Source organism: Bacteroides hominis (genome assembly GCF_033042785.2).
Taxonomy (GTDB): domain Bacteria; phylum Bacteroidota; class Bacteroidia; order Bacteroidales; family Bacteroidaceae; genus Bacteroides; species Bacteroides hominis.
The window spans coordinates 848,057-872,531 of the sequence record NZ_CP178829.1; the positions used below are offsets into that span (position 1 = coordinate 848,057).

Here is a 24,475-nt window from a genome sequence, read left to right on the forward strand (position 1 = left end):
TCGATATGAAAAACAGCTACAATGGCACAGTGGATATTGCGTATTATGGTGGTGAAGCTACAGATTCCATTTACAAGGATATTCTGTTGACGTTAATAATTACGCCATTCACACATTAAATCCGCTCCTGCCAGATTACTGACATTAATCCTATTAAGCTATCATTAGAGAAAGACACCATACCCATGCCACACTTACAGGATAAAATATAATTTTTCATAAGCTATTAATCAATAGATCTGTTTTTAACTCTTTCTCTAAGAGCTGTAAAACCTCTCTTAACTCTGTGATTTTACATTTCTTGCCGATTGTTTCAACATTAGTTTGATGTAGTCACACGGGTATACTTTGACTTTTAGAGTTGACAAAGTTTTCTATTATCACCGAGTTTTAAGATACAAATACACACAAAGGATATTTCTGAAGGACCTGAATCATTCTATACTAATAAAATAGCAGATTTTATTTTAATTGTCGCTAATCGACTTGTTATGTAAGCAGGAATTCCCAAAAGGAATATGAAACAGAATATACAAGAAAAAGTGAAAAGACAATCGAAAAATAAAGAATACTCATTGTTGTAACCTCTTTTTAAGTAAGTCCAAAGCACAAAAGAAATCTTATGATAGTGTGAGATTCAGATTACTCGCCGTCTGAGACGGTATAAAAAATATTAGAGCGAATAGATTCTTTAGTTTTTATAATAAAAACACACATAACTATTCTCATTTTGGCTCTATCATTTACCAATCACTTACTACTATCTACTTAAGGTGTTTTCGACTCACTTTTTATCTGCTCTCTCCATTCTTTTGGAGAACATCCCAGGCATCTCTTACAAAATCTAGAGAAATGCGCTAAAGATGAAAAGTTCAGTTCATAGACAATACTTCCGAGTGGTATGTCTGTAACCGAAAGTTTATACTTGATTTCTCGCACTAACTGTTCCTCCATCCATACAGCCGGTGTTTTCCCGAATTCTGCCAAAAACTGTCTCTTGAAAGCGGACAGGGAAATCCCGCAGGTCGATGCCAGTTCTTTCACTGTTTTACACCTTTTGTAATTATTCAGGACCTTGTTTCTAAAGTCCTGAGAGCGACCTATAATCATGTAGAAGAAACCTGCCAATTCCTTCTTAGAATAGTAAAAACGCATACTCCAGAAAAGCTCCTTAATTTTTATCTCATGAAAATGGATACAGTTCGCCCCATCTTTCAGATAACACTCAAGGAGTTCAAGAAATCTGTATAATCGGTCCTTAATCTCAAGAGGTTCCATACGATATTCGATAACATCCCTCAAATGGAACAGTTCTGAAAAGGAGACCTTCTGACAAGGCCAAATACCGCCCTCGAACAGGGCAACCACAACCTCACATTTTTCCAACGAGTAAGTGCTGAACAGACTCTCACGACAAACAAAGACCATTTTCCCCTCTGAAATCGTAAATTGGAATTCGTTACACGAAAGGCGAAGGCTTCCCTTCAGCACAAACAGTATGCAGTCATTCTGTAACTCTTCCTCGTGTTCCAGCCCCTCATCAAATATATAGTACTGGAACCCCTCTTGCACACATCTCGCATAATTGTAACAAGACTTGTGTTCGTTCAAATAAAAAAGTTTCATAGTTTATTCTCTTCTTATTGGAGCTCAATATTATTTCTCTAATTATCAGACATTTATACAACAAATACCTATTTCATTGTCTAATTAGTATTACAACCCACAATATAAGTACAAAAAATATACATTAAAAAAATCAGTGAGAAGCACCCGTCAATCACTGAACTGATTGACGGACGTCCTCTTAACTAAAAATAAAAAAATTATCTTGTCAGATTCGGATTCTTTTGAGAATCAGTATCGGGATATGGAAGGTACATCAGGCCGTCATTCCACACTTTATTCGGATATTCCACTGCTTCTTTCACCTTAACGCCATTACCGACTTCTACGTACTCGTTGGCCACTCTTTCCTCAAAAGTGTCCTTCAGCTTATTCATACGGAACTGATCTGCACGACGTGTGACGAGAGCCACCCAGTAACCTGCCACCTCCCAGCCATGTTCCTTATAAGCTGCTTCGGCAAGTTCATAAGCAGAAAGTCCATTCAGTGCTCCCAGTCCGGCACGCCCACGGACATCATTCAGACACTTAAATGCCAACTCATCTGTCTGACCCGTCCTGGCCTTGGCTTCCGCATACCACAACAAAACCTCCGAATAACGAATGATTCTATGCCGATGATCATTGCACATGTTCTGACTGGCCGGCTTTGTATAGTCATACGGGGCATCAGTATTCACCTTTAACGCAGGATCCCAGTTTACGGAGAATATACTGAACATTGGGTGGTGTTCCGGAACGACGGGGGTACCATCCTCCTTTAACTCCCACCAGTCAACCAAGGTTCCGTCTTTCAGACGAATCTTGGGATCATAGGTCGCATCTTTTCTCGGACCGTCAGGAAACTCCTTCCAGAAACGAATTTCCCCCCAAGCGTCTCCCCAGCCACCCAGCGATTCAAACTGGTTACAGGAGGTGAGTTCCGAATCCTGAGTCCAATCCACGAATGGAGAATAGTTTATACCGAGTACTGTTTCCAAGTTATAATTATTGCTCATGGCATACACATCTTTGTAATCCTTATCGAGCTTGTACTCATATTCACCTTTGTTCACCCCGTCAATGACCTCCTTTGCCTTTTCAGCAGCCTTTGCATAGTATTCCGTTTTATTCATGGGCCAACCGGCCATAGCCATATATACTGCTGCCAAAGTTGACTTTACAGCTTGTCGGGTTACATACACGTTTACACCATTCATAAAGCGAGGAGCTGCACTATACACTGTAGGCAATATGGCCTCGGCTTCGGTCAGGTCCTGTATAATTTGTCCATATACTTCTTCCACTGGTGTTAGGGGCTTGGTATAATCGTCATTAACATTGTCCAGATTCATCGGCAATGCTCCCCAAAGACGTACAAGAGTAAAATAAGCATATGCCCTCCAATACTTCGCTTGTCCCAAAGCAATATTTATTTCATCCTGCGTGGTAGGTGTTTTCGATGCCCCTTGTATAATTAAATTAGCAGCCTTTACAATAGCGTAGTGCATGTTCCATGCATCTTTCACTCCCTTATTATTATTTACTGCTGCAAATTTATCCATTTCAGCGGCCGGCTGCTTGTTACTCCCCGGGTTAGTTGTTATATCATCCCCCTGCCACTGAGGTAATTGCATATTTGCATATATCTGAGAAGCATTAACCTTCTGATAAAGGGCATATACACTCATGTTCAACTCATCCTGTGTTGAAAAAAAATTTTTAGGAGTCAGTGTACCTCTGGGATTCTCTGTTAAAAAATCACTACATGATGATAATAACAATGATAAGGTAAGCATGCTGCCTACAATTATTCTAATATTCATAAAGTATCTCATTTTTAGATTTAAAAATTCATCCGGAGACCGAAAGTGAATGTTCTCGGGGACGGATAGGCACCCATATCAATACCTGCATCCACATCAACACTATTGTTTGAGAATGTGGTACCGGCAGGATCCATTCCTTTATACCCAGTTATCGTAAATAGATTTTGACAACTAAAAGTAAGCCGCAAATCAGCAAAGCCCGTTGCCTTCTTGGGGAAGGTATATGAAAGGCTTATATTTTCCAGACGTAGAAAATCTGCGTTCTCCAACCATTTGGTTGAGACAGGCTGCAAATTATTGCCACCTGCGGTCAGACTCGGATAAATTGCTGACAAACCTACCTTGTCAAACCCCTTCAAATAAGCATCTGCCAAGGTCACGAAGCGGGAGTTTCCTTCAGCAGACGCCATTGTGTATCTTACAAGATTCAAACGTTTGGCTCCGAAAGAACTGTTAAAAAACAAGTTCAGATCCCAATTTTTGTAAGACAAAGAATTATTCCATCCCAAAGTAAAATCAGGAGTAGCCTTACCGATAGCTTTGCGGTCTCCACCATCTATCGTCTTATTGTCATCTACATCCTTGTAAGTATCATGTCCTTTTTCATCCAAACCGGTCCATTCATAACCCCAGAAAGTGCCAATAGCCTCACCCGGCTTGATGATAGTAGCATAATCGACCATACCGGAAGCCGGACTGGATCCGTTAATAAAATCATTCTCACCGCCGGAAAGACGTTCTACACGGTTCTTCAAATAAGTGCCATTCAAGGTGGAGGACCATTGGAATTGATCATTCTGTATGATTCGGGCGGTCACGCTCAAATCAATACCACGATTACTGATCTCACCGTCATTCACCCAGAAAGAGTTACCGCCGACATATCCGGGGATACTTCTTTTGAGTAACGCATCAGTAGTGCGCTTGTAGAAATAGTCCACACTGAAATTCAATCTTCTGTCAAACAAAGAAAACTCCACCCCTAGGTCGAACTGTTTGGTCTTCTCCCACGTAAGGTCCGGAGTCGCTATGTCATTTGCCCAATAACCGGTAAAATTACTGGTTGTCCCGAAATTGTATGCAGTAGCACTCATAAGCCCCATAGTCGCATAAGGACTGATGGCTTGACTACCCACAATACCATAGCTTGCGCGAAGTTTAATATCCTGAACCGTAGAAACGTTCTTCATAAAATCCTCATTGCTCAACGTCCAAGCTGCGGCAATAGAAGGGAAGCACCCCCATTTCTTCTTGGCGAAGCGAGAGGAGCCGTCGGCACGGAATGTACCAGTCAACATATACCGATCTCTGTAATTATATATGACGCGGACGACTCCAGACATCAGCGCCCATTGGTTGTAACCGTTGTTTGCATCACGAGAGGAAGCCATACTCACATTCCACCAGCCCACACCTTCGGTCAGCAGGTTATTACCCGTTATACCAATAGTCCTGATTTCGGACGAGGTCACTTCATATACGGCCGTAGCTGTTAAATGGTGGTCGTTCCAGGAACCTGTATATGTCAGATTGTTAGAGCTTTGCAACATCAGGCGGTAAATATCATTATTACCCATTCCACTCTTGGTACCTACCCTTTTAGAACTGAAACTATAGTTTTTCTCGTCATAATAGTCCACTCCATTGGTTGTTGTGAATGTTAACCCTTTCATTACATCGAAACGTAAATCCACACGTCCGTTGAAAACGTTGGTCATTGTTTCTCCCGATTGTAACTTTAGGATACCAACCGGGTTGGAAGCTATGGAATTATAAGTATCGGTATTATAGTTCCCATTTTCGGCCATCATTGCCATTGTCGGCGAATAATTCAAAGCAATCCATATCGGATTGTCCTTGCTTGATGCAAAAGAACCACCATGACGAATACCATGGGAAGCATTGACATCGGCCGTAATATGCAACCTGTCTGCAAGTTGTGAGGAGATGTTTACCTTAGCCTGATAAAGTTCGTTCTTCGACTCAATGACCACACCTTCCTGACTCATATAATTGGCAGAAATATAATATTGGGTCTTCTCACTACCATTGGATACAGCCAATTTATAATTTTGGGTAATCCCGGTCCGAAATACCTCATCCTGCCAGTCGATACCGGCTGAACCATTCTTATAGGATTGCATTTCCTCATCCGAAAAATCGATACCCTTGACCTCCTTCAATGCCAGAGCATAATCGTAAGATCCCAAAATGTCATATTTCTTATAAACATTGGAAATGCCCACTGATGCATCAAACATAATTTCTCGCACACCAGCCTTACCACTTTTAGTGGTGATCAGAACAACCCCGTTCGAACCTCTGGAACCATATATGGCCGTAGATGAAGCATCCTTGAGAACCTGCATGGAACGGATATCCTCAGGATTGATACCATCCAAACCACTTTCCCGGACAATTCCATCGACCACATACAAAGGATCATTGCTTTTACTGATAGAGTTCGCACCGCGGACACGAATCTTCACACTTCCGCCAGGGACACCACTGTTCTCTACATGAACACCACTGACACGCCCCTGAAGAGCATCTGCAACCTGAGTTATCGGCTGATCTTTAAAATTCTTATTATCCAGTACGGCAACGGAACCTGCCATATCCGCTTTTCTTACCACACCATAACCAATTACAACCACTTCATCCAATATTTCAGTATCTTCCTTCAGAACAACATTCAAAGATCCCCCTGTCCAAGAAATCTCCTTGGCCTGATAACCTACATAAGAAATAACAATGGTATCCCCCTTTTTTACATTCTTCAAGGAAAAATCACCATCGAGCCCCGTAATAACACCGTTAGTTGTTCCTTTAGCCAACACGGATGCTCCGATAATACTTTCACCATTGGAATCCTTGACAACCCCATGGCAGATATCATTCTGTTGTACAATTTGTCCCCCCGAAGAAGAGGGATCAGGGAACGCATAAACCTGCATCCCACACAAAAGCGAAAGCGACAGAATTGCTCCCGCTGTTTTTTGAAGTGCATTCATAAGTTAATTAATTAAAAAATACTCTTAGGCATTACAAAATTTCAATACATAAATTACATTCTCCTATATTATATCTCCTTGGTTGACACATTAAAACTCTCAATAAGGAAATTTACATCCGTTGCATACTCCTTCTCCATACGGTTAACTTCTTTGTCATTAATCGAAGCCATTACTTTTATATGAAGTCGTTTACCCGCCTCCGAGATACTGTGAGGGAAGCATCACAAGTTATGAAAAAGACCTTTCCATTTATACAGCAAAATATGGCTGTCGCCTTTATTTAAGCAGAGTAAGAATCACCGATATCATCGTACAACATGACGGAGGTACTCTTGTCAGCACACCGATACTTACACCGAATGAATCAGTGTCACTGGCTACTGTTTGACTGTTCTGGTTATGAGCTATCGGACAACTATTGGCAGCGGTCAGTTTATGAACTTTATTATTTTCGTGCATTATAATTCTAATATTTATTATTTCTACAAATATCCAACAATCACACAAGATAAAGCTTATCAATTCAGACCTCATGCTTATCAATACGCACATCTATGAAAAGTAATTACAAACAACTTCCTTATTTAATCAATACCACAAATGAGTAACTTTTGCACATTGTAAGTAGCCCATTTCTTGATACAGACCACAGATATATCTTTTCGTATGTTTCAGAAATCCCGTGTTATCCCTCCTTATTTCCATACCAGGTATCTTCCGCAGCTACCACGGATAACCGCTCAACTCCCACTCGGCACAGACATAAGATACGGAACGAAGAATGCCCCTCCTCCCTTCCTCTCCAGCGATCCTTATATATTCCACCAGATTCTTATCTCCGGAAAATCCTATTTTCCAGGTTCAATCTCGTGGAGATTCCAAAAGATATAAGCCACCACGATATTAAACCCCATTCCTTTCATCATCTGCAAACGGTGGCGCCAATATTGGTGTGGAATATGGGTGTAATGACACATGTTATTTCCACTGACCAGCTTTAATATCGCCTTGCGACAAGTGATATTTATTGATTGGTCGTATCGGACTGTTTGTTATTGTTCAACGACACAACACGTACCCAATCGACCCACATCTCTCCCGGCAAATCTTCATCGTGAATTTCTCCCGGCCATGTCACCCTACCGTTCAAATCGCCTCCCAACGAGAAGTTCAGAATTATATTGAAAGTGTACTCACAAAACGGATACTGTAATTTCTCCTTATCCAAATATTGGTTCTCATATCTCCAGGTCTCTTTGCCGTCTACATAAAATACAAGTTCCTTTTCAGTCCGCTCCACTGCATATATATGATCCTCAGTCACATCAAAATTTTTGTCAGGATTCTTGTTGGTTACCCCCGCAGAACCGCTTTCTCCATTTATATAATAAGTATGTACCGTCTGATAGATCTGCATGGGAGTGCCTTGAACCCATTCCATAAGATCTATTTCTCCCCCTCTGGGCCATTCCGGTGCTCCTATGGGCATTTGCCAGATTGCGGGAAATCCACCACGAACCAACCCTGTTAATCTAGCCTTAACCTCTAAACGGGTATCACAGGGAAAACCTATTTTGGAAAACACCCCACCATTTTTATAAATCCCATTATCTTTACAGGCTCTCAACTTCAAATAACCATTTTCCACTCTTACATTTTCATACCCATCCACGGCCTTGAAATGCTGTGACCAGGCATTGTGGGCGTACGTGCAGAGTTTCCATACCGCCGTATCAAGTACGACGGAACTCCCGTCAAAACCGTCTACAAATAAGACATTGTCCAATGTACTCGATCCGACTTTTACTTTTTCTCCAGCACATACATGGGTAGCAATTCCACCCGCAATAAATAGCAAATAATATAAGATTCGTCTCATATAATTATATTTTGAAAAGATTATAAACTCTATTTTTTCTATAAAGCATGTCACTTGTTATTTTTCTCATCAGACTTTCGCAGCAGGACATCACCGTCATCCCAGTTCGAAGGCCATCCACCAAGGAGCACAGAAGAAAAAAACAAATAAAATTATTTTTCATACTTTTTTAAGTTCATATTTAAAACGTCCATCAACAAGAGACATCCAAATATCCACCCCCAAAACATCACAAAGAGTAAATAAAATCATATATATTAATTTAGGATTATTTATGGATGCAAAGGAAATGTGCATAAATCCAAAAACAGTCAGAAATCATTTAAAAAAACTCCTATAACATCCAAAAACATAAAAAAACGCTTCAATACAGAAGCGACAAAAATCTAACACTAATTCCATCCCCTACATATTGCTTTTGAAGAGATATTTTGTAGATATCAAGGACTCTCTGCTTAAGCTTACCGCTAATTAACACAGTATCACCAAACAACATCAATGAGATATCTGGACTAACCAACACCAGAAATAGGCAATAAAACACTCCTATTTGCCCAACCATACTATACGCCAACAACCAATTAGTAAAACAGTATTATTCTACAGTCTACAAAAAACAATCAGGTTTACGATTCTTTAATAACGCTCTCTAATGATATCCTCAAAAAATATCATAGTTAATACCACCTACACGTTTTAAATTATCCTTAAATAAGATGCTGATACATCAAGAATGCTGAAAGCGGCCGAGCCGTCATCATCAGCATAACGCACGCCCATTCCTTTTATTTATGAGTCATATCCCCAGTAAAACAGCATGTAGTGTATAAAGAAAACTATGCCATCAACTTTAACAGCAGAATCTTGGCTGAAACTTTATCCAACATAAAAGAAACATACGTCTTCTTTTACAAACTAATCCCCAATAGTTGATTCCTATAAATATTAGGTACAGAGAGAGAAAAATCATGTGGAAAGAATTATGCATTATCCAATACCATATTTTTTTACTTAGTATAAAGAATTAATGAACATTTCTTATTCAAATGCTGTTTATAAACAAAAAACGAACTTAAAATATCACAAAAAGCAAAAATGCACAGAACATTTACCCTATTTATAATATTGACATTTATCAATACACTCTCAATTTTAGGTCATGACATAAACTACCAGTTTACGTCTATTTCCATTGCAGAAGGATTATCTCAGTCCACCGTTCAATCCATACTGTTAGATAAAAAAGGGAAATTATGGATAGGAACCAAAAATGGTTTGAACTTTTATACTGGACAAAATTTAAAAGTATTCAAAAAACTCTCCAACGACAGATATTCTTTACCCAATAATGACATTATACATCTAACCCAGGATTCTCTTAATAATATATGGATATCCACCAGACAAGGTATGGTGACATATGATGAAAAACACGGAATTTTCATTCCCATTAACCAGAATATAATTTACTCCTCTTTATGTGTAAAAGGGGGAATACTTTTTGGAAGCGAGAATCGAATATACAAATATGACTATCAAAAGCGCTCTTTCAAATCTGTTTGTATCAACCCACAGGGGGATACAGACAATGATACTACAAAATATAGAGTACAGAGAATTATAGCCTTTTCTGAAAAGGAGGTACTAATTGCCACCAGAAGAGATGGGATATACATATTAAACCACCAGACTATGCAGCTACGACATTTTTTCTCTTGCTCAAACAATATTTTGCAAGGGGCATGTCTGTCTTCAAACGGATGTATATATTTATCATTCTGGGGAGAAGGACTATTTTGTTATGAAAGAACAGGAAAACTTATAAAACAGTATACAAGCGAAAACTCTGGATTAACAAACAATTATGTATTGGATATAATAGAAAAAAAAGGATATCTATGGTTAGCCACTGATGGAGGGGGAATCAATCATTTAAAACTGTCTAATGAAAAATTCTCGAATTTTTACCATATTGCTGGAGATGAAAATTCACTCCCTGTAAACTCTATTACTATATTATACGAGGATGACAATGGATCTTTATGGGCTGGAAGTGTTAGAGGAGGAGTTTTCAACATCAAAGAAAGTTATATACGTACCTATAAGGACTCCCCCTTAGGATATATTAACGGATTGAGCGAAAAATCAGTGACGAGTTTTTACGAAGAGCCTAATGGAAAACTGTGGATTGGTACGGACGGGGGTGGAATAAACCTGTATGATCCTCAGTCAGGAAGTTTCAAGCATTTCCCGTCTACTTATGGAGATAAGGTGGTTTCTATAGCCCCAGTATCAGAAAAAGAACTAATGGTATCTGTTTACACAAAGGGATTTTTTATATTCGAAAAGCATACGGGACTTTATCGACCGTTTTTGATAAAAAACGACAGTATTAATTTCAGGCAGTGCTTTTACGGATATATTCCACGCGCCCATCGGGTGACAAACGATAAAATATATATACTAAGCAAGGATATATGGGTATACGATATAAATAATAAAAAATTCTCTCCGATCAAAACTGATAAGAATTATCAACTGCCAACCTCAGTCATGGCATATTCTGATGAAAGGATATCTCTGACAATGAGTGGGAACAAAGTATTCCAGATTACTAACAAAAATGACAGTATCAAACTTCTTTTCCAAATAGACAAAAAAGAAGTCATCACTGCAGTTGATTATGACGGGAAAAATAAAATATGGGTGGGAACAACAGCAGGAATGGGATATTACAACATAAAAGAAAGAAAATATTTTAAAATTGGGTCACAGCTATTCAGTGACATTACTGCGCTCCACTATGACCTATCTTCAGAGAGGATATGGATTTGCGCACAAAACCATCTGTTTTCCTATTGTATAAAAGAAAACAAGTTTATTCAATGGAACAGAAGCGACGGATTCCATCCCAATGAAATAATATTTACTTATCAACAACGGACTGAAAAAAATAACCGATATCTTTATTTCGGCGGCATAGAAGGATTGGTCCGAATTAACACAAATATCCCGAACCCTAATGAGCCATACCCTGAAATAGAGCTATATAGTATAGAACTAAACGGACAGCCACAAACATCCGAGATAGATATCCAAAATATAAAGATTCCATGGAAATATAATACACTGGTACTACGTATATATATTAAAAACAAAGATATTTTCCAGCGCGTTCCATTCCGATACATCATAAACGGAGATGTTTATAAGAGTATTGAATCATACAATCCGATGCTGGAGCTGTCCAATTTGGCTCCAGGTAAATATCACATTGAAGTAGCATGTATGACAAAAGATGGAAACTATACTACCCCCATCCATCTCACAGATATCCATGTCACCCCACCATGGTATAAAACGAACTGGTTTGTTGTATTATGTTGCACTTGCATCGCAGGGGGAGTCATTGCAGGAATGTTTATTTTTAATACAAGAAAAGAAATTAGAATACAAAAAAGATTAAAAGAATACAGACAATATCTTAATGAAAAGAAGATAGATTTCCTTATCCACATAAACCATGAATTACGTACTCCTTTGACATTAATTTATTCCCCGCTAAAACGCCTAATAGAAAAAAGTAGGTCACAAGACCTGCCTCAATATCTGATACCACAATTACAATCGATATTCAATCAAGCGCAACATATGAGGGAAATAGTGGACATGGTGCTGGACTGGAATAGCCTAGAAGCAAGCTATAGTAAATTGAAAATACAAAGAAATAAATTAAATGAATGGCTAACCGATATTATCAAATATTTTGCTGATGAAGCAAAAGAAAAAGGAATATATATAAAATTGCAACTAGACCCCAATATAGATGAGGTATGGTTTGACAGACAAAAGTGCCATACTGTACTATCAAACTTGCTAATGAATGCACTGAAATTCAGCATGGCTGATAGTTGTATAACAGTATGCACACAAAGATTTGAAGACAAGTTCAGAATATCAGTTGTAGATGAAGGAACCGGTATACAAGATTCGGATATGGCAAATCTTTTCACACGATTTTATAAAGGCAATCACAAGGAAAAAGGGAGTGGATTCGGATTATATTATGCCAAAATAATCATGGAAATGCATGGAGGAAATATTGGGGCACATAATAACATCAACAAAGGAGCTACATTCTATTTAGAGTTGCCGTTTCTTAATACAAATGAAAAAGAAGAATCCACAAGGCTACAACTAAAAGAATCTCCCCTTACTGACATAATACAAGATTCACATTTCGATTGCACCGAAAAGACTATACTTATCGTAGAGGATGAAAAGGAATTAAGGGAATACCTAATAGAATCTTTAACAGAGTTTTTTAAGAAAGTTTATGCAGCAGACAACGCTATCTCAGCATTAGAAATATGCAGAGAGAAACAGCCATCTGTCATTGTCAGTGACGTTATGATGCCCCAAATGAACGGTTTTGAATTATGCCGTCAAATAAAAAATGACATCCAGATAAGCCATATCCCCGTAATACTCTTAACAGCACGTTATGACCATACAGGAATAACAACTGGATATAAATCTGGAGCTGATGCTTACATTCCCAAACCGTTTGATATAGACTCTCTAAAGGCCGTCATTGGAAACATCTTTCAAAATAGAGAAAAAATACACAGTCAATACATTACTACGAACCAGACAATTTCCCTCCAGACTTCAACAAATAGTAAAGCCGATGAGGATTTTATGAAAAAGATAAATGCAATTATACATGAACATCTATCTGAAGAGGAGTTTTCCGTCCAAACATTAGCAGACACCATGACAATAAGTCGATCTTCATTATACAGCAAGATAAAGATTATAACAGGATTAGGTGTAAATGACTATATAAATAGATTACGAATTGAAGAAGCAATATCACTGCTTATTAATACAAATTTAAATATAAATGAAATTGCCAGTGAAGTAGGCTTCACTTACCCCCGATATTTTAGTTCAACATTTAAACAAATGAAAGGAGTGACTCCGAAACAATTTAGAGAAGAAAATCGTATAAAATAAGTAAAACTATATAAACTACAATATACGAACAATTGGCACATAAAATTTTAAATAAAAACATATACTCTTTTTTTTGAAGAATAAAGAGTATATGTTACTTAATACATTATACATTAATTAGAGATATCCCCCAATAACTACAAAAAAGCTAACTAACTCGTAATAAACCAGTTGGCTTTTTTGTGTCTTTAGATATTCCCCCGCAAATACGGTTTAACTGCTAAAATGAGAGAAATACACCCTGTTAGGGGGGGGGACAGTTCCCCCATTATTCCAAACCAACATGCTCCCATCTGATTGATAAGTGAAACTATGTTACCGCCGTACCAAGTATACTTGCACGAACCGGCAATTTCACAAAATTATCCAACAGGACATACGAAATGCTATCTACCAATTCCTCCACTGAAATAGAATCCTCTCTATCTAAAACACTTGTCATCTCAACAATCGGACAATCAGATAGCATCTAAACTAATAAATCTATTTTCTCTGAATAGAGAGAAGAGCAACCCATCAGATACGCCAATATACCCCAATACAAAACTAATCGAACTTTATCCATACCTATTTATATTTAAGCAGAAATATGAATAAAAAATCGGCTTCATTTATACTACCTATTTAATGAATAAAAAGGTGAATACAAGTACCCTAACTTCTCAATAATAATTCTTCTATTTTAAAGTTGCAATCATCAAAATCGGATTGCTATCCTCAGTCACACTTTCCAGAACTCGGATTAGCTCCTTTTTCTTGGACTCATCTATTACAGTAGATGATTTTATTTGGTCTATATCAATCCAGTTTTCATCACCACCGGGTTCTAATATATCTATCCAGTATTTACCGGAAGAACGGCTGTCAACAGTAAAATCACCTCCACCTAAATCATTATCTAACACAAAATCACGTTTCATTTGGCGCAAAGGAAAGCTGAACCAGGGCACATCACGCTCGGTTATTGCGCTTTGTCGTTTCTGCAATCTGACGCTTCCATCTTCTTTATTATAGCAATAGGTATATACCTCCTCTCCTTTACTACCCACCAAATAAATGAAATCTTTAGTCGGATAGTAGGACTTGATCGAAAAATAATCGAAAGCCTTTCTATCTTTAAACCATAAATGAGTAACCTCATAGTCTCCTTTCTCTTCTCTTGTACAAATTACATATTGAGGCAAGAGGTCATTCGTCGCATCGTCATAGTAATAAATTGTATCAGTATCTGGATATTTAAGGGTAAGTTGATTATTGTAAGTGTCTATACTGGTTTGATATTCCATCCAAAGATTAATCATTCTACCTTTATCGACACAGTTAGCTATAATTTGCTCTTCTCTACCCATATGTGCTGGATTCTTAAATAATTTTTTTTCTTGAAAAGCCGTGTCCAAAAAAGCAAAAGACCACAATGAATCTTTATCTATTAATTTATATAAAGCTATATTCTGAGCAGCAAAGAAATTTCCATTATATAAGATATATTGACTATATACAGATGAGAATAGATTATTGATTGTCTGCTGATCAACTATTTTCTTTTTAAACTCTCCCTTGAAATTATATACCAAAATACCATTGTTATTAGAAATAATATAGACCTCCTTTTTATATTCATCAACGAGAAAGGTTGAAAAATTGACATATTCTCCTGGAGCTTGCCCTATACTGCCAATTCTATTCAAAAATTTCCCCGTTCGGGAAAAACGATAAATATAAAATTTATTAAAATCATGAATCCATATATCATGTTCTGTCGCTTGTATTCGTCTTATTTCACCTAACATAGATTGATCTGTCATTTCCAAAGGAACAATTTCTAGTTTTTCAGCAGATTCACTCAGCAAAAGTGAAGGTACAGTCGATACATCCTCAGAAAGATTAATGACAGGTATTCCTGACTTGGATATAGGCTCTTGCTTCATATTGGAACTGCATCCCAATAGCGTAATTATTAGTAATAATAATATAGACTTCATCACAATTTATTTATTAGAAACAACATATTTTTCCATCATAGGAACCTACTCTATTATTTTAAAGTTGCAATCATCAAAATCGGATTGCTATCCTCAGTCACACTTTCCAGAACTCGGATTAGCTCCTTTTTCTTGGACTCATCTATTACAGTAGATGATTTTATTTGGTCGATATCAATCCAGTTTTCATCACCACCGGGTTCTAATATATCTATCCAGTATTTACCGGAAGAACGGCTGTCAACAGTAAAATCACCTCCACCTAAATCATTATCTAACACAAAATCACGTTTCATTTGGCGCAAAGGAAAGCTGAACCAGGGCACATCACGCTCGGTTATTGCGCTTTGTCGCTTCTGCAATCTAACACTTCCATCTTTTTTATTATAGCAATAGGTATATACCTCCTCGCCTTTACTACCCACCAAATAAATGAAATCTTTAGTCGGATAGTAGGACTTGATCGAAAAATAATCGAAAGCCTTTCTGTCTTTAAACCATAAATGAGTCGCTTCATAATCCCCTTTTTCTTCATCTGTAAAGATTGCATATTGAGGCAAAAGTTGGTTTGTCGCATCATCATAACAATAAATAGTATCGGTATCCGGATATTTGAGGGTCAATTGACCATTGTAAGTATCCACACTGGTAAGATACTCCATCCAATAATTAACCATCCGATCCATATTGGCACGGTTGGCTATAATCTGTTCTTCTTTACCTACATGTGCCGGATTTTTAAAATATTTCTTTTTTTGAAAGTCGTCGCCCAAAGAAACGAATGACCACAATGAATCTTTATCTATCGGCCTATACAATCCGAAATTTTGAGTAGCAAAGAATTTTTGATTATTCAAGATATATTGATCATACGGAGATGCAAACAACTGCAAAATCATTTGAATGTCAACAATCTTTCTTTTAAAGTTTCCTTCAAAATCGTATGCTAAAACGCCGTTAGTATTGGCTATAATATACACTTCTTTTTTATCTTCATCGACAAGAAAAGTTGAATAATTGGTATATTCACCCGGACCCTGTCCGATACTACCTATTTTATTAAGAAATTTTCCTGAACGGGAAAAACGATAAATGTAGAATTCGCGTCCATGATCTATCCATATATTATGATCAGTTACTTGCATTTCCGTAATGTCACTCAATACAGATTCATCTGTCATTTCCAAAGGAACGATTTCCAATTTCTCCGCCACCTCACTCAAAAGAAGTGAAGGTACAGTCGATACATCCTCAGAAAGATTAATGACAGGTATTCCTGACTTGGATATAGGTTCTTGCTTCTTATTGGAACTGCATCCCAATAATACAAATACACCGATCAATAATAAGAACATGTGTTTCATAGCCACAATCGAATTAAGATTTATTGTTTGTGCATAAGGATCCCACTTGCCCCATATTAGAAACGAGTATCTCCCTACATGATACTTTCACGGCTACAATATACTACATTTTCGTAGTATATAAAACTTTTTGGCATTTTTCTTCTATATATTCTTCTAAAGACTAAACTTGGATCGTGTCACTTTTTGCCATAAGGGTCCTTTTGAGTATAGCCACTTTACGAGTGCTAATCCTATATATTTTATTATTATCCATCTTTACATGATATACTCCATCCAGACATACAAGATCTGTAACATGTTCTATATTTACTATTATTCCCCTATTTATCAGAAGAAAATTTGCAGGCAATTTTTCCAGAACATCATGCAAGCTTATCAAAAACAGAAGACTACCTCTTCCTTCTATTTGTATCATACAATAAGGCTTGCCATATTCCACGGCAATCAAATCCTGATACAAACAATCCCCATACGATTTCTTATATGAAAACGTTATCTTACCTTCTCCAAACTCGATTTTATCCATGACTAACCGTTTTAAATTATATAACTCAAAAGAGACCTCCCTCCTTGGTTCAAAGTTAAATCATGGTAAACAAATTCGCAAGTTATAGACCCGGACAATTTTTTAAGGGTTAGACGCCTATATATAAGCAAAATACACATACAACAATCTAAAACGACCGGACAATCACAGATCTTTTATAGGGGTTAATTTCCTTTTTTCAGCCTGATATCAGCTTTTATTCACCAAAATCCCGCCACAAATGAGTCCTGAAATTCGCATTCGACTTGCTCTCCAAACAGACAATATCCAATTTCTTTATGTCTGATTCTCAAATTCAATAATTAATTAGTTTATTGCTCTGATAGGGCCACTACAGGATTGTCTTCAGTTTACCTATTAAGAGAACATTATTATCATTTCATGCAAATTATCTTTCAGTTTGGTCAACCCGCTTCGCTTTTATCGAGCAAAGAAATATATTGTCCTGAAGGACACCCTCCAATAAATCCTTTAATTCAAGAGGTTCATAAAGCCTAAATATTTACTAGAACCTTTTTCCTACGCCACCTATACTACATATAAAGAATGTCAGAATAATATAAATATCAGACGAATCATTTACAAGGAAGCAAACCTATTTTATTCGTTTCATAAACCATTATTAATAAGAACATTTACATTACAAACGGTATCTTTACCTAAGCCCGCATACCCGGGCTCCTCAGCCTACATACCCGGGCTCATCAGCCCGCATACCCGGGCCCATTAGCCCCCACACCCGGACTCAGATAAAGAAACAACCATTTCCACTAAAGATAGCAAGGAATACAAAATGCTTTTAAAGACTTAAACAGTTAAAAAACAAACATTATCTATCTATATATCAAGTCATTAAAACGAATATTCCTCCTAAAAAAGAGGGTGGAAGATGGAAGATAGAGGTGGAAGATAAATGGCCTTAAAACGCTATCTTCCACCCTATTAAACTACAGATAATCAATCGGTAATCTCAAAAAAGGTGGAAGATGAAAGATCGAAATGCACTTTTCGTATGAGAGGAGAAGATGGAAAGCCTTAATACTTCAATCCATAGAAGCACATATTGTTTTCACCTATCTTATCTCCTCCCGTATAAGGCAATAAAACCAATGAATCCGTAAAAGCCAGATCCGGATAAATTTTTGAACCGGCAGGAATCACGTATTCTGCACTATTCATCAGGTCAGTAGATATACACATGACAGAAAAAGGCTTGCCTGCTACTCCATGCCCATCCAATGGTCCCTGCTGAACTCGCCAGAACACGTCATGGTACGCATCATAGCACAATGGGAAATAATAACCGGTTTTCAGACATCCGAAACCGGATTCCTCTTCGTTCATATCCGGTAAACGGAAAAAAGAATCTGTAAATGTAGAAGGGAAATCATATTCTTTACTCTTCTTTGCCGACAAATCGTAAACATAAACTTTGGAAGATGCCGGAAAATTATAAATCAGCCAGTCTCCGTGAGGAAGTACATTGATGCAACTCAATAATTGCATGTCTCCCTCCTTCTTTATGATATCAGGACAATCTATTTCCACTTCATTCCGTATAGTCCAATCATCGCACGAAATGACCAATACTTTCTTAGGATATTCTCCTGTAGCATCTTTCTCATAAGAATAAAGAGGTAATGCCACTACCCCCTTACTGGCATCAAATCCAAAGAAACTATACACACTAAAATAAATAGAAAGACCGGGTACGGCTATGCCATATCCATCTTCCTTAACCTGAGGCAAATCATTCAGCAGTTTCTTAGACAATACTTTCCCGTCCTGACCAACGCGATACAAACCATTGGTAGTAAATATAATAAATGAATCCTTATAATAGCCAACCCCTTTGGGAGTAAGGATCTGATCCGGCCCCTCCTTAGCCAAAATTACTTGCCGCAAAGGCTGACAATCGGTCAGATTCAAAATATCAACAGAGTGAAGTTTACCATTATAGACTACTAAACACTGTTTACCATCAATACGGGCTGATGTGGAATAACAAAAACTACCGGCGTAGCTCTGTAGATAATCGTCATTTACATCAAAAGCAAAAGCTTCCACCCTCTCAAGCGCGGACTTTACGGCTATTTTTTTCTCTCCACAAGCAATAAAACAAAGGATCAGCCCTAAAGTTAACACACTGATAAAAAAGTCTTTCTGCATCATATCGTTCGTTTTAGTCGTTATTATTTTAAAGTCGTTATGGATATCACCGGATTATCTCCCATACGTAATTGATTGACCAATGAATCCAATTCTTGCCTGCGGGATGGTAATAAAGCTTCCGGATAGCGTTCTGCCTTTTTTGCATAGGAAACAGCATGAGCGTTTATCAACTGATTACCAAAACCTATACCGGAGAAGATAAAATCAAAACCTCCGGATAAGTCATCCTTTACAATTACATTCGAAAACGTCCTTTGATCTTTATCATACAAACCTGTGAAATTGTTGTTCCTTAGAATATAGGAAACGAATAAGTAGTGATCCGATTCAAACACTTGCTGAACAGAAATAGCCTGATAACGATTCTTTGGATCAGCTTCATTGACAGAAACATTGATCTCATAACCTGAACAATCAAACTGCCAGGCAACCGTCTTTTCTCCCTGTCCATCTATCCTATAAATAAGATTCTCAAATGCAGGTTTAAAATAAACAGCTCCCTGATAATTGTACATCAAATCGCGAGTAGACATCAGAGCTTTATAAGACTTATATTTCTCAACATATCCTTGCCACACTTTTAACTCCTTACCGGTTTCGTCTGTCAGAAAGAGTTGTAACGGATTATCCCGATCTATGTAAAACCGGCTATCACTATAAAGGATATGCCCTTTATCAAATACCGCACAGGCATCGCCATTGAGATGCGGAACCGGTATACGTTTTATAAATTTTCCATCCAGATCATAGCAGACCAGTGTTCTTATATCATGTACATATACTCTTTTCTCCGAATAATCATAAGAGAACGACAGTCCCACAAGATAATTCTCCGTCTTTTGACCATACTCACCAATCCGGTTGAGTAACTTCCCGTTCTTATCGAAACGAAAATAATTTCTCATCTGCCGGTCATATACCAGAATATCATCTCCGGTATAGATGATGCGATATTCATCGCACAAGAAAAAGTCATCCGTTGTTTCCAAAGAAATAAAGTGAATATCGGAAGCTATTTCGCTAAGCATTATCACCTTGGGTTCATGGGTAATGGCTTCCGAAAGATTCAGTACTACAGTGTCGGTCTGCTGGGCAAAGCCCGGCAATAATCCCCAAAGCGTCAAGAAAAGACATATATACTTTTTCATAATCCTGCCTGTTTATTAAATATAAGGTTCGGAATCGGTTCTTCAAAAATAGGGAATATATTTGAAAGGGACAAACTTTCGCACTAAAAAATACATGCATATATATTTGTTTATCAGTAATATACGAAATGATCGTAGAAAATTAGCTAATAATCAGACAAATGCCATAATATAGACAATATAAAAGCCAAATGCAGTGCAATGTGCAAAAATGCGCTGCATTAATTTCCATACGGATTTATACGCTTTATATTATCAAACATACAATACTGACGGACATATCACCTGAAACTGCTTCTTTTTCATTATTTTTGCCCGTACAAAAACAATGAGAAGGATGGAACACCCACTTAACCAATTCAAATACTGTCCGAAATGTGGTTCAGCCCATTTTGAGATTCATAACGAGAAGTCTAAACAATGTACCGATTGCGGGTTCGTTTATTATTTCAACCCGTCATCGGCTACAGTGGCACTGATTCTGAATGAGCAAGACGAACTGTTGGTATGTCGTCGTGCCAAAGAACCGGCTAAAGACACGCTGGACCTTCCGGGCGGTTTCATCGACATGAACGAAACGGGTGAAGAAGGAGTGGCTCGGGAAGTAGAAGAGGAAACCGGACTAAAAGTGAAAAAGGCAACCTACCTGTTTTCACTTCCGAACATTTATATCTATTCCGGGTTTCCTGTACATACGCTCGACATGTTTTTCCTTTGCCAAGTGGAAAACACAAGTCACTTTGAGGCAATGGATGATGTAGCAGACTCGTTTTTCGTCCCATTGAACCAAATTAATCCCGAAGAGTTCGGACTCGGCTCTATCAAAAAAGGGTTAAAAAGATTCCTGAAAGAGAGGTAAAATACATAAAAACAAGTACTTTTGTCAAAACTCTGAATTATGAAAAAAAAGATATCACGATTGATATGTGCCGTGGCATGTTGTGTGCCTGTCGCTCTGCAGGCACAAACCAGCGAGAAAATAACGTCTCCCGTAAATCTGTATAAAGAAGGGAAAGAGCTGTTCCTGCAAAAGAACTATGCAGCCGCAATGCCTCCCCTGCGCACATTTGTCCGCCAGAAAGCGGATGTGAACCTGAAAGAAGAGGCTGAATACATGTTGGTATGCTCGGCATATGAATTGAAAGACCGCAATGCCATCGCACAACTGCGCAGCTATCTGGATACCTATCCGGACACTCCTCACGCCAACCGGATTTATGCACTGATAGCTTCCGCTTATTTTTACCAGGGGAACTATGACGAAGCACTTGCCCTGTTCAACTCTTCACGTCTCGACCTGCTGGGCAATGAAGAACGGGACGACATGACCTACCAGTTGGCTACCTGCTACCTGAAAGTAGGCAATGTCAAAGAAGCGGCCATCTGGTTCGAAACCCTGAAAGCAAGCAGTCCCAAGTATGCGAATGACTGCTCATACTATATCTCATACATCCGATACACGCAGAAACGGTACGATGAAGCACTGAAAGGCTTTCTCCCATTACAGGATGACGCTAAATACAAAGCCCTGGTACCCTATTACATTGCTGAAATCTATGCCATCAAGAAGAACTATGACAAGGCTCAGATCGTGGCTCAGAATTACCTGTCTGCCTATCCGCAAAACGAACACGCCGCTGAAATGTACCGGATTCTGGGAGATGCATATTATCATTTCGGAGATTATCACAAGGCGGTCACTTCTTTCCGAAATTATCTGGAAAAAGAAAATGCACCCCGAAGAGATGCACTCTATATGCTGGGGCTGTCTTATTTCCAGACCGGTGTTTTCTCTAAAGCTGCCGAAACACTTGGAGAAGTCACTACCGAAAACGACGCGTTGACACAGAATGCTTACTTGCACATGGGACTTGCCTATCTGCATCTGGCTGAAAAGAACAAAGCACGCATGGCATTCGAACAGGCTGCCGCTTCGAACGCAAATCCGAAGATTAAAGAACAAGCTGCCTACAATTATGCGTTATGTATCCACGAAACATCTTATTCGGCTTTCGGAGAATCGGTGACTGTCTTTGAAAAATTCCTCAATGAATTCCCTACCTCCGAATATGCCGAGATGGTAAGCAGCTATCTGGTAGAGGTATATATGAATACGCGGAGCTATGAAGCGGCACTGAAGTCAATCGACCGTATCGCCCACCCCGGCAAACGTATTCTGGAAGCCAAACAGCGTATCTTATTCCAACTGGGTACACAAGCGTTTGCCAACACGCAATTCGAACAGTCCATCGGCTACTTCGACCGCTCACTCGGACTCGGACAATACAACCGGCAGACCAAAGCAGACGCCCTCTACTGGAGGGGCGAAGCATACTATCGACTGAACCGGATGGAAGAAGCCAAACGTAACTTCACCGATTATCTGCAACTGACTCAACAGACCAATAACGAAATGTATGCCCTGGCACATTATAACTTAGGCTATATCGCATTTCATCAAAAAGATTATGTACAAGCACAAAACTGGTTCCGAAAATACATCAGCCTGGAGAAAGGAGAAAATAAAACGGCACTGGCCGATGCCTACAACCGCATCGGTGACTGCTACCTGGATGTACGTAACTTCGATGAAGCCAAACACTATTATTCACAGGCAGAAGCAATGAATACTCCCTCGGGAGATTATTCATTCTACCAACTCGCACTGGTATCGGGACTGCAAAAAGACTATTCAGGCAAAATCACCTGGCTGAACCGCCTGGCAGGTAAATATCCCGCTTCACCCTATGCCATCAGTGCTCTGTACGAAAAAGGACGTTCTTATGTCCTGATGGATAATAACCAACAGGCCATCACCTCTTTCAAGGAGTTATTGGCCAAATATCCCGAAAGCCCAGTCAGCCGCAAGGCAGCAGCGGAAATCGGTTTGCTCTACTACCAGAATGAAGATTATAACCAGGCCATTGACGCTTATAAACAGGTAGTACAGAAATATCCGGGAAGCGACGAAGCCCGCCTGGCCATGCGCGACCTGAAGTCGATCTATGTAGACATGAACCGCATCGACGAATTTGCCGCACTGGCTTCGGCCATGCCGGGCAACATCCGCTTCGATGCCAGCGAACAGGATTCACTGACCTACATGGCAGCTGAGAAGATTTATATGCGCGGACGGGTGGAACAGGCTAAAGAAAGCTTCGGAAAGTATCTGCAAACTTTCCCGGACGGAGCATTCGGACTGAATGCCCACTATTATCTCTGCTTGATAGGTAAAGAACAGAAAAATTATGATATGATTCTGGAACACTCGGGCAAGTTGCTTGAATATCCGGACAATCCGTTCTCGGAAGAAGCACTGATTATGCGTGCGGAAGTTCAGTTCAACAAAGTGCAGTTTGCCGATGCATTGGCAAGTTACAAAATGCTGAAAGAGAAAGCAACCACTGCCGAACGAAGATTGCTTGCTGAAACGGGTATGCTCCGTGCAGCTTATTTGCTGAAAGACGATACGGAAACCATCCATGCGGCAACGGCCTTGCTATCCGAAGCCAAACTGAGTCCTGAACTCAAGAATGAAGCTTTGTATTATCGGGCAAAGGCTTACCTGAACCAGAAAGGAGATAAGGCAGCCATGGCAGATTTAAAAGAGTTGGCCAAAGATACACGCAACCTGTATGGTGCGGAAGCAAAATTCCTGGTTGCACAAGAGTTGTACAACACGCAGAATTATGCAGCCGCAGAGAAAGAGTTGCTGAACTTCATCGACCAAAGCACACCACATGCCTACTGGCTGGCACGCGGGTTCATCCTCCTGTCGGATGTATACGTAGCTATGGATAAAAAGCTGGATGCCCGCCAGTACTTGCTGAGCCTGCAACAGAATTACCATGCTGACGATGATATCGAGAATATGATTGAAAGCAGACTGAACAACCTTAATAAGTAACAG

General features: G+C 38.9%; 14 protein-coding genes and 1 pseudogene. 3 read left to right on the forward strand and 12 right to left on the reverse strand.

Annotation, left to right across the window (positions count from 1 at the left end; all coding sequences use genetic code 11):
- Nucleotides 1-768 precede the first annotated feature (768 nt).
- From R3O62_RS03970 to R3O62_RS04000, 7 genes and pseudogenes are all read right to left on the reverse strand, one after another.
- Nucleotides 769-1,626: a helix-turn-helix domain-containing protein gene (locus tag R3O62_RS03970; protein ID WP_032530930.1), complete on the reverse strand. Its 858-nt coding sequence runs from the start codon at nucleotides 1,624-1,626 to the stop codon at nucleotides 769-771.
- A 200-nt stretch (nucleotides 1,627-1,826) separates the two neighbouring features.
- Nucleotides 1,827-3,431: a RagB/SusD family nutrient uptake outer membrane protein gene (locus tag R3O62_RS03975; protein WP_188521011.1), complete on the reverse strand. Its 1,605-nt coding sequence runs from the start codon at nucleotides 3,429-3,431 to the stop codon at nucleotides 1,827-1,829.
- Nucleotides 3,432-3,451: 20 nt separating this feature from the next.
- The gene (locus tag R3O62_RS03980) at nucleotides 3,452-6,448 is read right to left on the reverse strand and encodes a TonB-dependent receptor (protein ID WP_317472888.1); all 2,997 of its coding nucleotides are present in this window, start codon (nucleotides 6,446-6,448) and stop codon (nucleotides 3,452-3,454) included.
- Between the two features lie 68 nt (nucleotides 6,449-6,516).
- Nucleotides 6,517-6,621 carry a hypothetical protein gene (locus R3O62_RS03985; RefSeq protein ID WP_005781858.1) on the reverse strand — a complete coding sequence of 35 codons (105 nt, stop codon included), beginning with the start codon at nucleotides 6,619-6,621 and terminating at the stop codon, nucleotides 6,517-6,519.
- Between the two features lie 106 nt (nucleotides 6,622-6,727).
- On the reverse strand, nucleotides 6,728-6,910 hold the full coding sequence (locus R3O62_RS03990) for a hypothetical protein (protein ID WP_005781856.1): 183 nt from the start codon (nucleotides 6,908-6,910) through the stop codon (nucleotides 6,728-6,730).
- A 150-nt stretch (nucleotides 6,911-7,060) separates the two neighbouring features.
- Nucleotides 7,061-7,479, reverse strand: a pseudogene (locus R3O62_RS03995) (beta-galactosidase); the annotation flags it as partial.
- Nucleotides 7,476-8,330 (reverse strand): glycoside hydrolase family 16 protein, encoded by an 855-nt coding sequence (locus tag R3O62_RS04000; protein ID WP_234071400.1) that lies wholly within the window; start codon nucleotides 8,328-8,330, stop codon nucleotides 7,476-7,478. The gene R3O62_RS04000 and the pseudogene R3O62_RS03995, both read right to left, overlap by 4 nt.
- 1,095 nt (nucleotides 8,331-9,425) lie before the next feature.
- On the opposite strand from R3O62_RS04000, the gene R3O62_RS04005 reads away from it, so the two are divergent.
- Nucleotides 9,426-13,349 carry a two-component regulator propeller domain-containing protein gene (locus R3O62_RS04005; RefSeq protein ID WP_317472889.1) on the forward strand — a complete coding sequence of 1,308 codons (3,924 nt, stop codon included), beginning with the start codon at nucleotides 9,426-9,428 and terminating at the stop codon, nucleotides 13,347-13,349.
- Nucleotides 13,350-14,026: 677 nt separating this feature from the next.
- Here the strand turns inward: R3O62_RS04005 and R3O62_RS04010 are convergent.
- The 5 genes from R3O62_RS04010 to R3O62_RS04030 all read right to left on the reverse strand — a co-directional run bounded on the left by R3O62_RS04010 (nucleotide 14,027) and on the right by R3O62_RS04030 (nucleotide 20,565).
- The gene (locus R3O62_RS04010; protein WP_269110290.1) at nucleotides 14,027-15,331 is read right to left on the reverse strand and encodes a 6-bladed beta-propeller; all 1,305 of its coding nucleotides are present in this window, start codon (nucleotides 15,329-15,331) and stop codon (nucleotides 14,027-14,029) included.
- A gap of 53 nt (nucleotides 15,332-15,384) precedes the next feature.
- Nucleotides 15,385-16,695 carry a 6-bladed beta-propeller gene (locus R3O62_RS04015; protein ID WP_005822358.1) on the reverse strand — a complete coding sequence of 437 codons (1,311 nt, stop codon included), beginning with the start codon at nucleotides 16,693-16,695 and terminating at the stop codon, nucleotides 15,385-15,387.
- A 163-nt stretch (nucleotides 16,696-16,858) separates the two neighbouring features.
- The gene (locus R3O62_RS04020) at nucleotides 16,859-17,224 is read right to left on the reverse strand and encodes a LytTR family DNA-binding domain-containing protein (RefSeq protein WP_032530937.1); all 366 of its coding nucleotides are present in this window, start codon (nucleotides 17,222-17,224) and stop codon (nucleotides 16,859-16,861) included.
- 1,056 nt (nucleotides 17,225-18,280) lie between these two features.
- Entirely contained in the window at nucleotides 18,281-19,417 is a 1,137-nt protein-coding gene (locus tag R3O62_RS04025; protein WP_269110289.1) for a DUF4221 family protein, read from the reverse strand.
- Nucleotides 19,418-19,437: 20 nt separating this feature from the next.
- Entirely contained in the window at nucleotides 19,438-20,565 is a 1,128-nt protein-coding gene (locus tag R3O62_RS04030; protein ID WP_005822362.1) for a 6-bladed beta-propeller, read from the reverse strand.
- 337 nt (nucleotides 20,566-20,902) lie between these two features.
- On the opposite strand from R3O62_RS04030, the gene R3O62_RS04035 reads away from it, so the two are divergent.
- Together R3O62_RS04035 and R3O62_RS04040 are read left to right on the forward strand one after the other, a co-directional pair.
- A complete protein-coding gene (locus R3O62_RS04035) occupies nucleotides 20,903-21,424 on the forward strand; it encodes an NUDIX domain-containing protein (RefSeq protein ID WP_005822363.1) in 522 nt (173 codons plus the stop codon).
- A gap of 39 nt (nucleotides 21,425-21,463) precedes the next feature.
- Nucleotides 21,464-24,472, forward strand: a complete 3,009-nt coding sequence (locus R3O62_RS04040; RefSeq protein WP_032530941.1) for a tetratricopeptide repeat protein — start codon at nucleotides 21,464-21,466, stop codon at nucleotides 24,470-24,472.
- Nucleotides 24,473-24,475: the final 3 nt, after the last annotated feature.

Coding starts and splice junctions, on each gene's coding strand:
- R3O62_RS03970 (WP_032530930.1), bottom strand. CDS start 1,626: ATGAAACTTTTTTATTTGAACGAACACAAGTCTTGTTACAATTATGCG.
- R3O62_RS03975 (WP_188521011.1), bottom strand. CDS start 3,431: ATGAATATTAGAATAATTGTAGGCAGCATGCTTACCTTATCATTGTTA.
- R3O62_RS03980 (WP_317472888.1), bottom strand. CDS start 6,448: ATGAATGCACTTCAAAAAACAGCGGGAGCAATTCTGTCGCTTTCGCTT.
- R3O62_RS03985 (WP_005781858.1), bottom strand. CDS start 6,621: ATGGCTTCGATTAATGACAAAGAAGTTAACCGTATGGAGAAGGAGTAT.
- R3O62_RS03990 (WP_005781856.1), bottom strand. CDS start 6,910: ATGCACGAAAATAATAAAGTTCATAAACTGACCGCTGCCAATAGTTGT.
- R3O62_RS04000 (WP_234071400.1), bottom strand. CDS start 8,330: ATGAGACGAATCTTATATTATTTGCTATTTATTGCGGGTGGAATTGCT.
- R3O62_RS04005 (WP_317472889.1), top strand. CDS start 9,426: ATGCACAGAACATTTACCCTATTTATAATATTGACATTTATCAATACA.
- R3O62_RS04010 (WP_269110290.1), bottom strand. CDS start 15,331: ATGAAGTCTATATTATTATTACTAATAATTACGCTATTGGGATGCAGT.
- R3O62_RS04015 (WP_005822358.1), bottom strand. CDS start 16,695: ATGAAACACATGTTCTTATTATTGATCGGTGTATTTGTATTATTGGGA.
- R3O62_RS04020 (WP_032530937.1), bottom strand. CDS start 17,224: ATGGATAAAATCGAGTTTGGAGAAGGTAAGATAACGTTTTCATATAAG.
- R3O62_RS04025 (WP_269110289.1), bottom strand. CDS start 19,417: ATGATGCAGAAAGACTTTTTTATCAGTGTGTTAACTTTAGGGCTGATC.
- R3O62_RS04030 (WP_005822362.1), bottom strand. CDS start 20,565: ATGAAAAAGTATATATGTCTTTTCTTGACGCTTTGGGGATTATTGCCG.
- R3O62_RS04035 (WP_005822363.1), top strand. CDS start 20,903: ATGGAACACCCACTTAACCAATTCAAATACTGTCCGAAATGTGGTTCA.
- R3O62_RS04040 (WP_032530941.1), top strand. CDS start 21,464: ATGAAAAAAAAGATATCACGATTGATATGTGCCGTGGCATGTTGTGTG.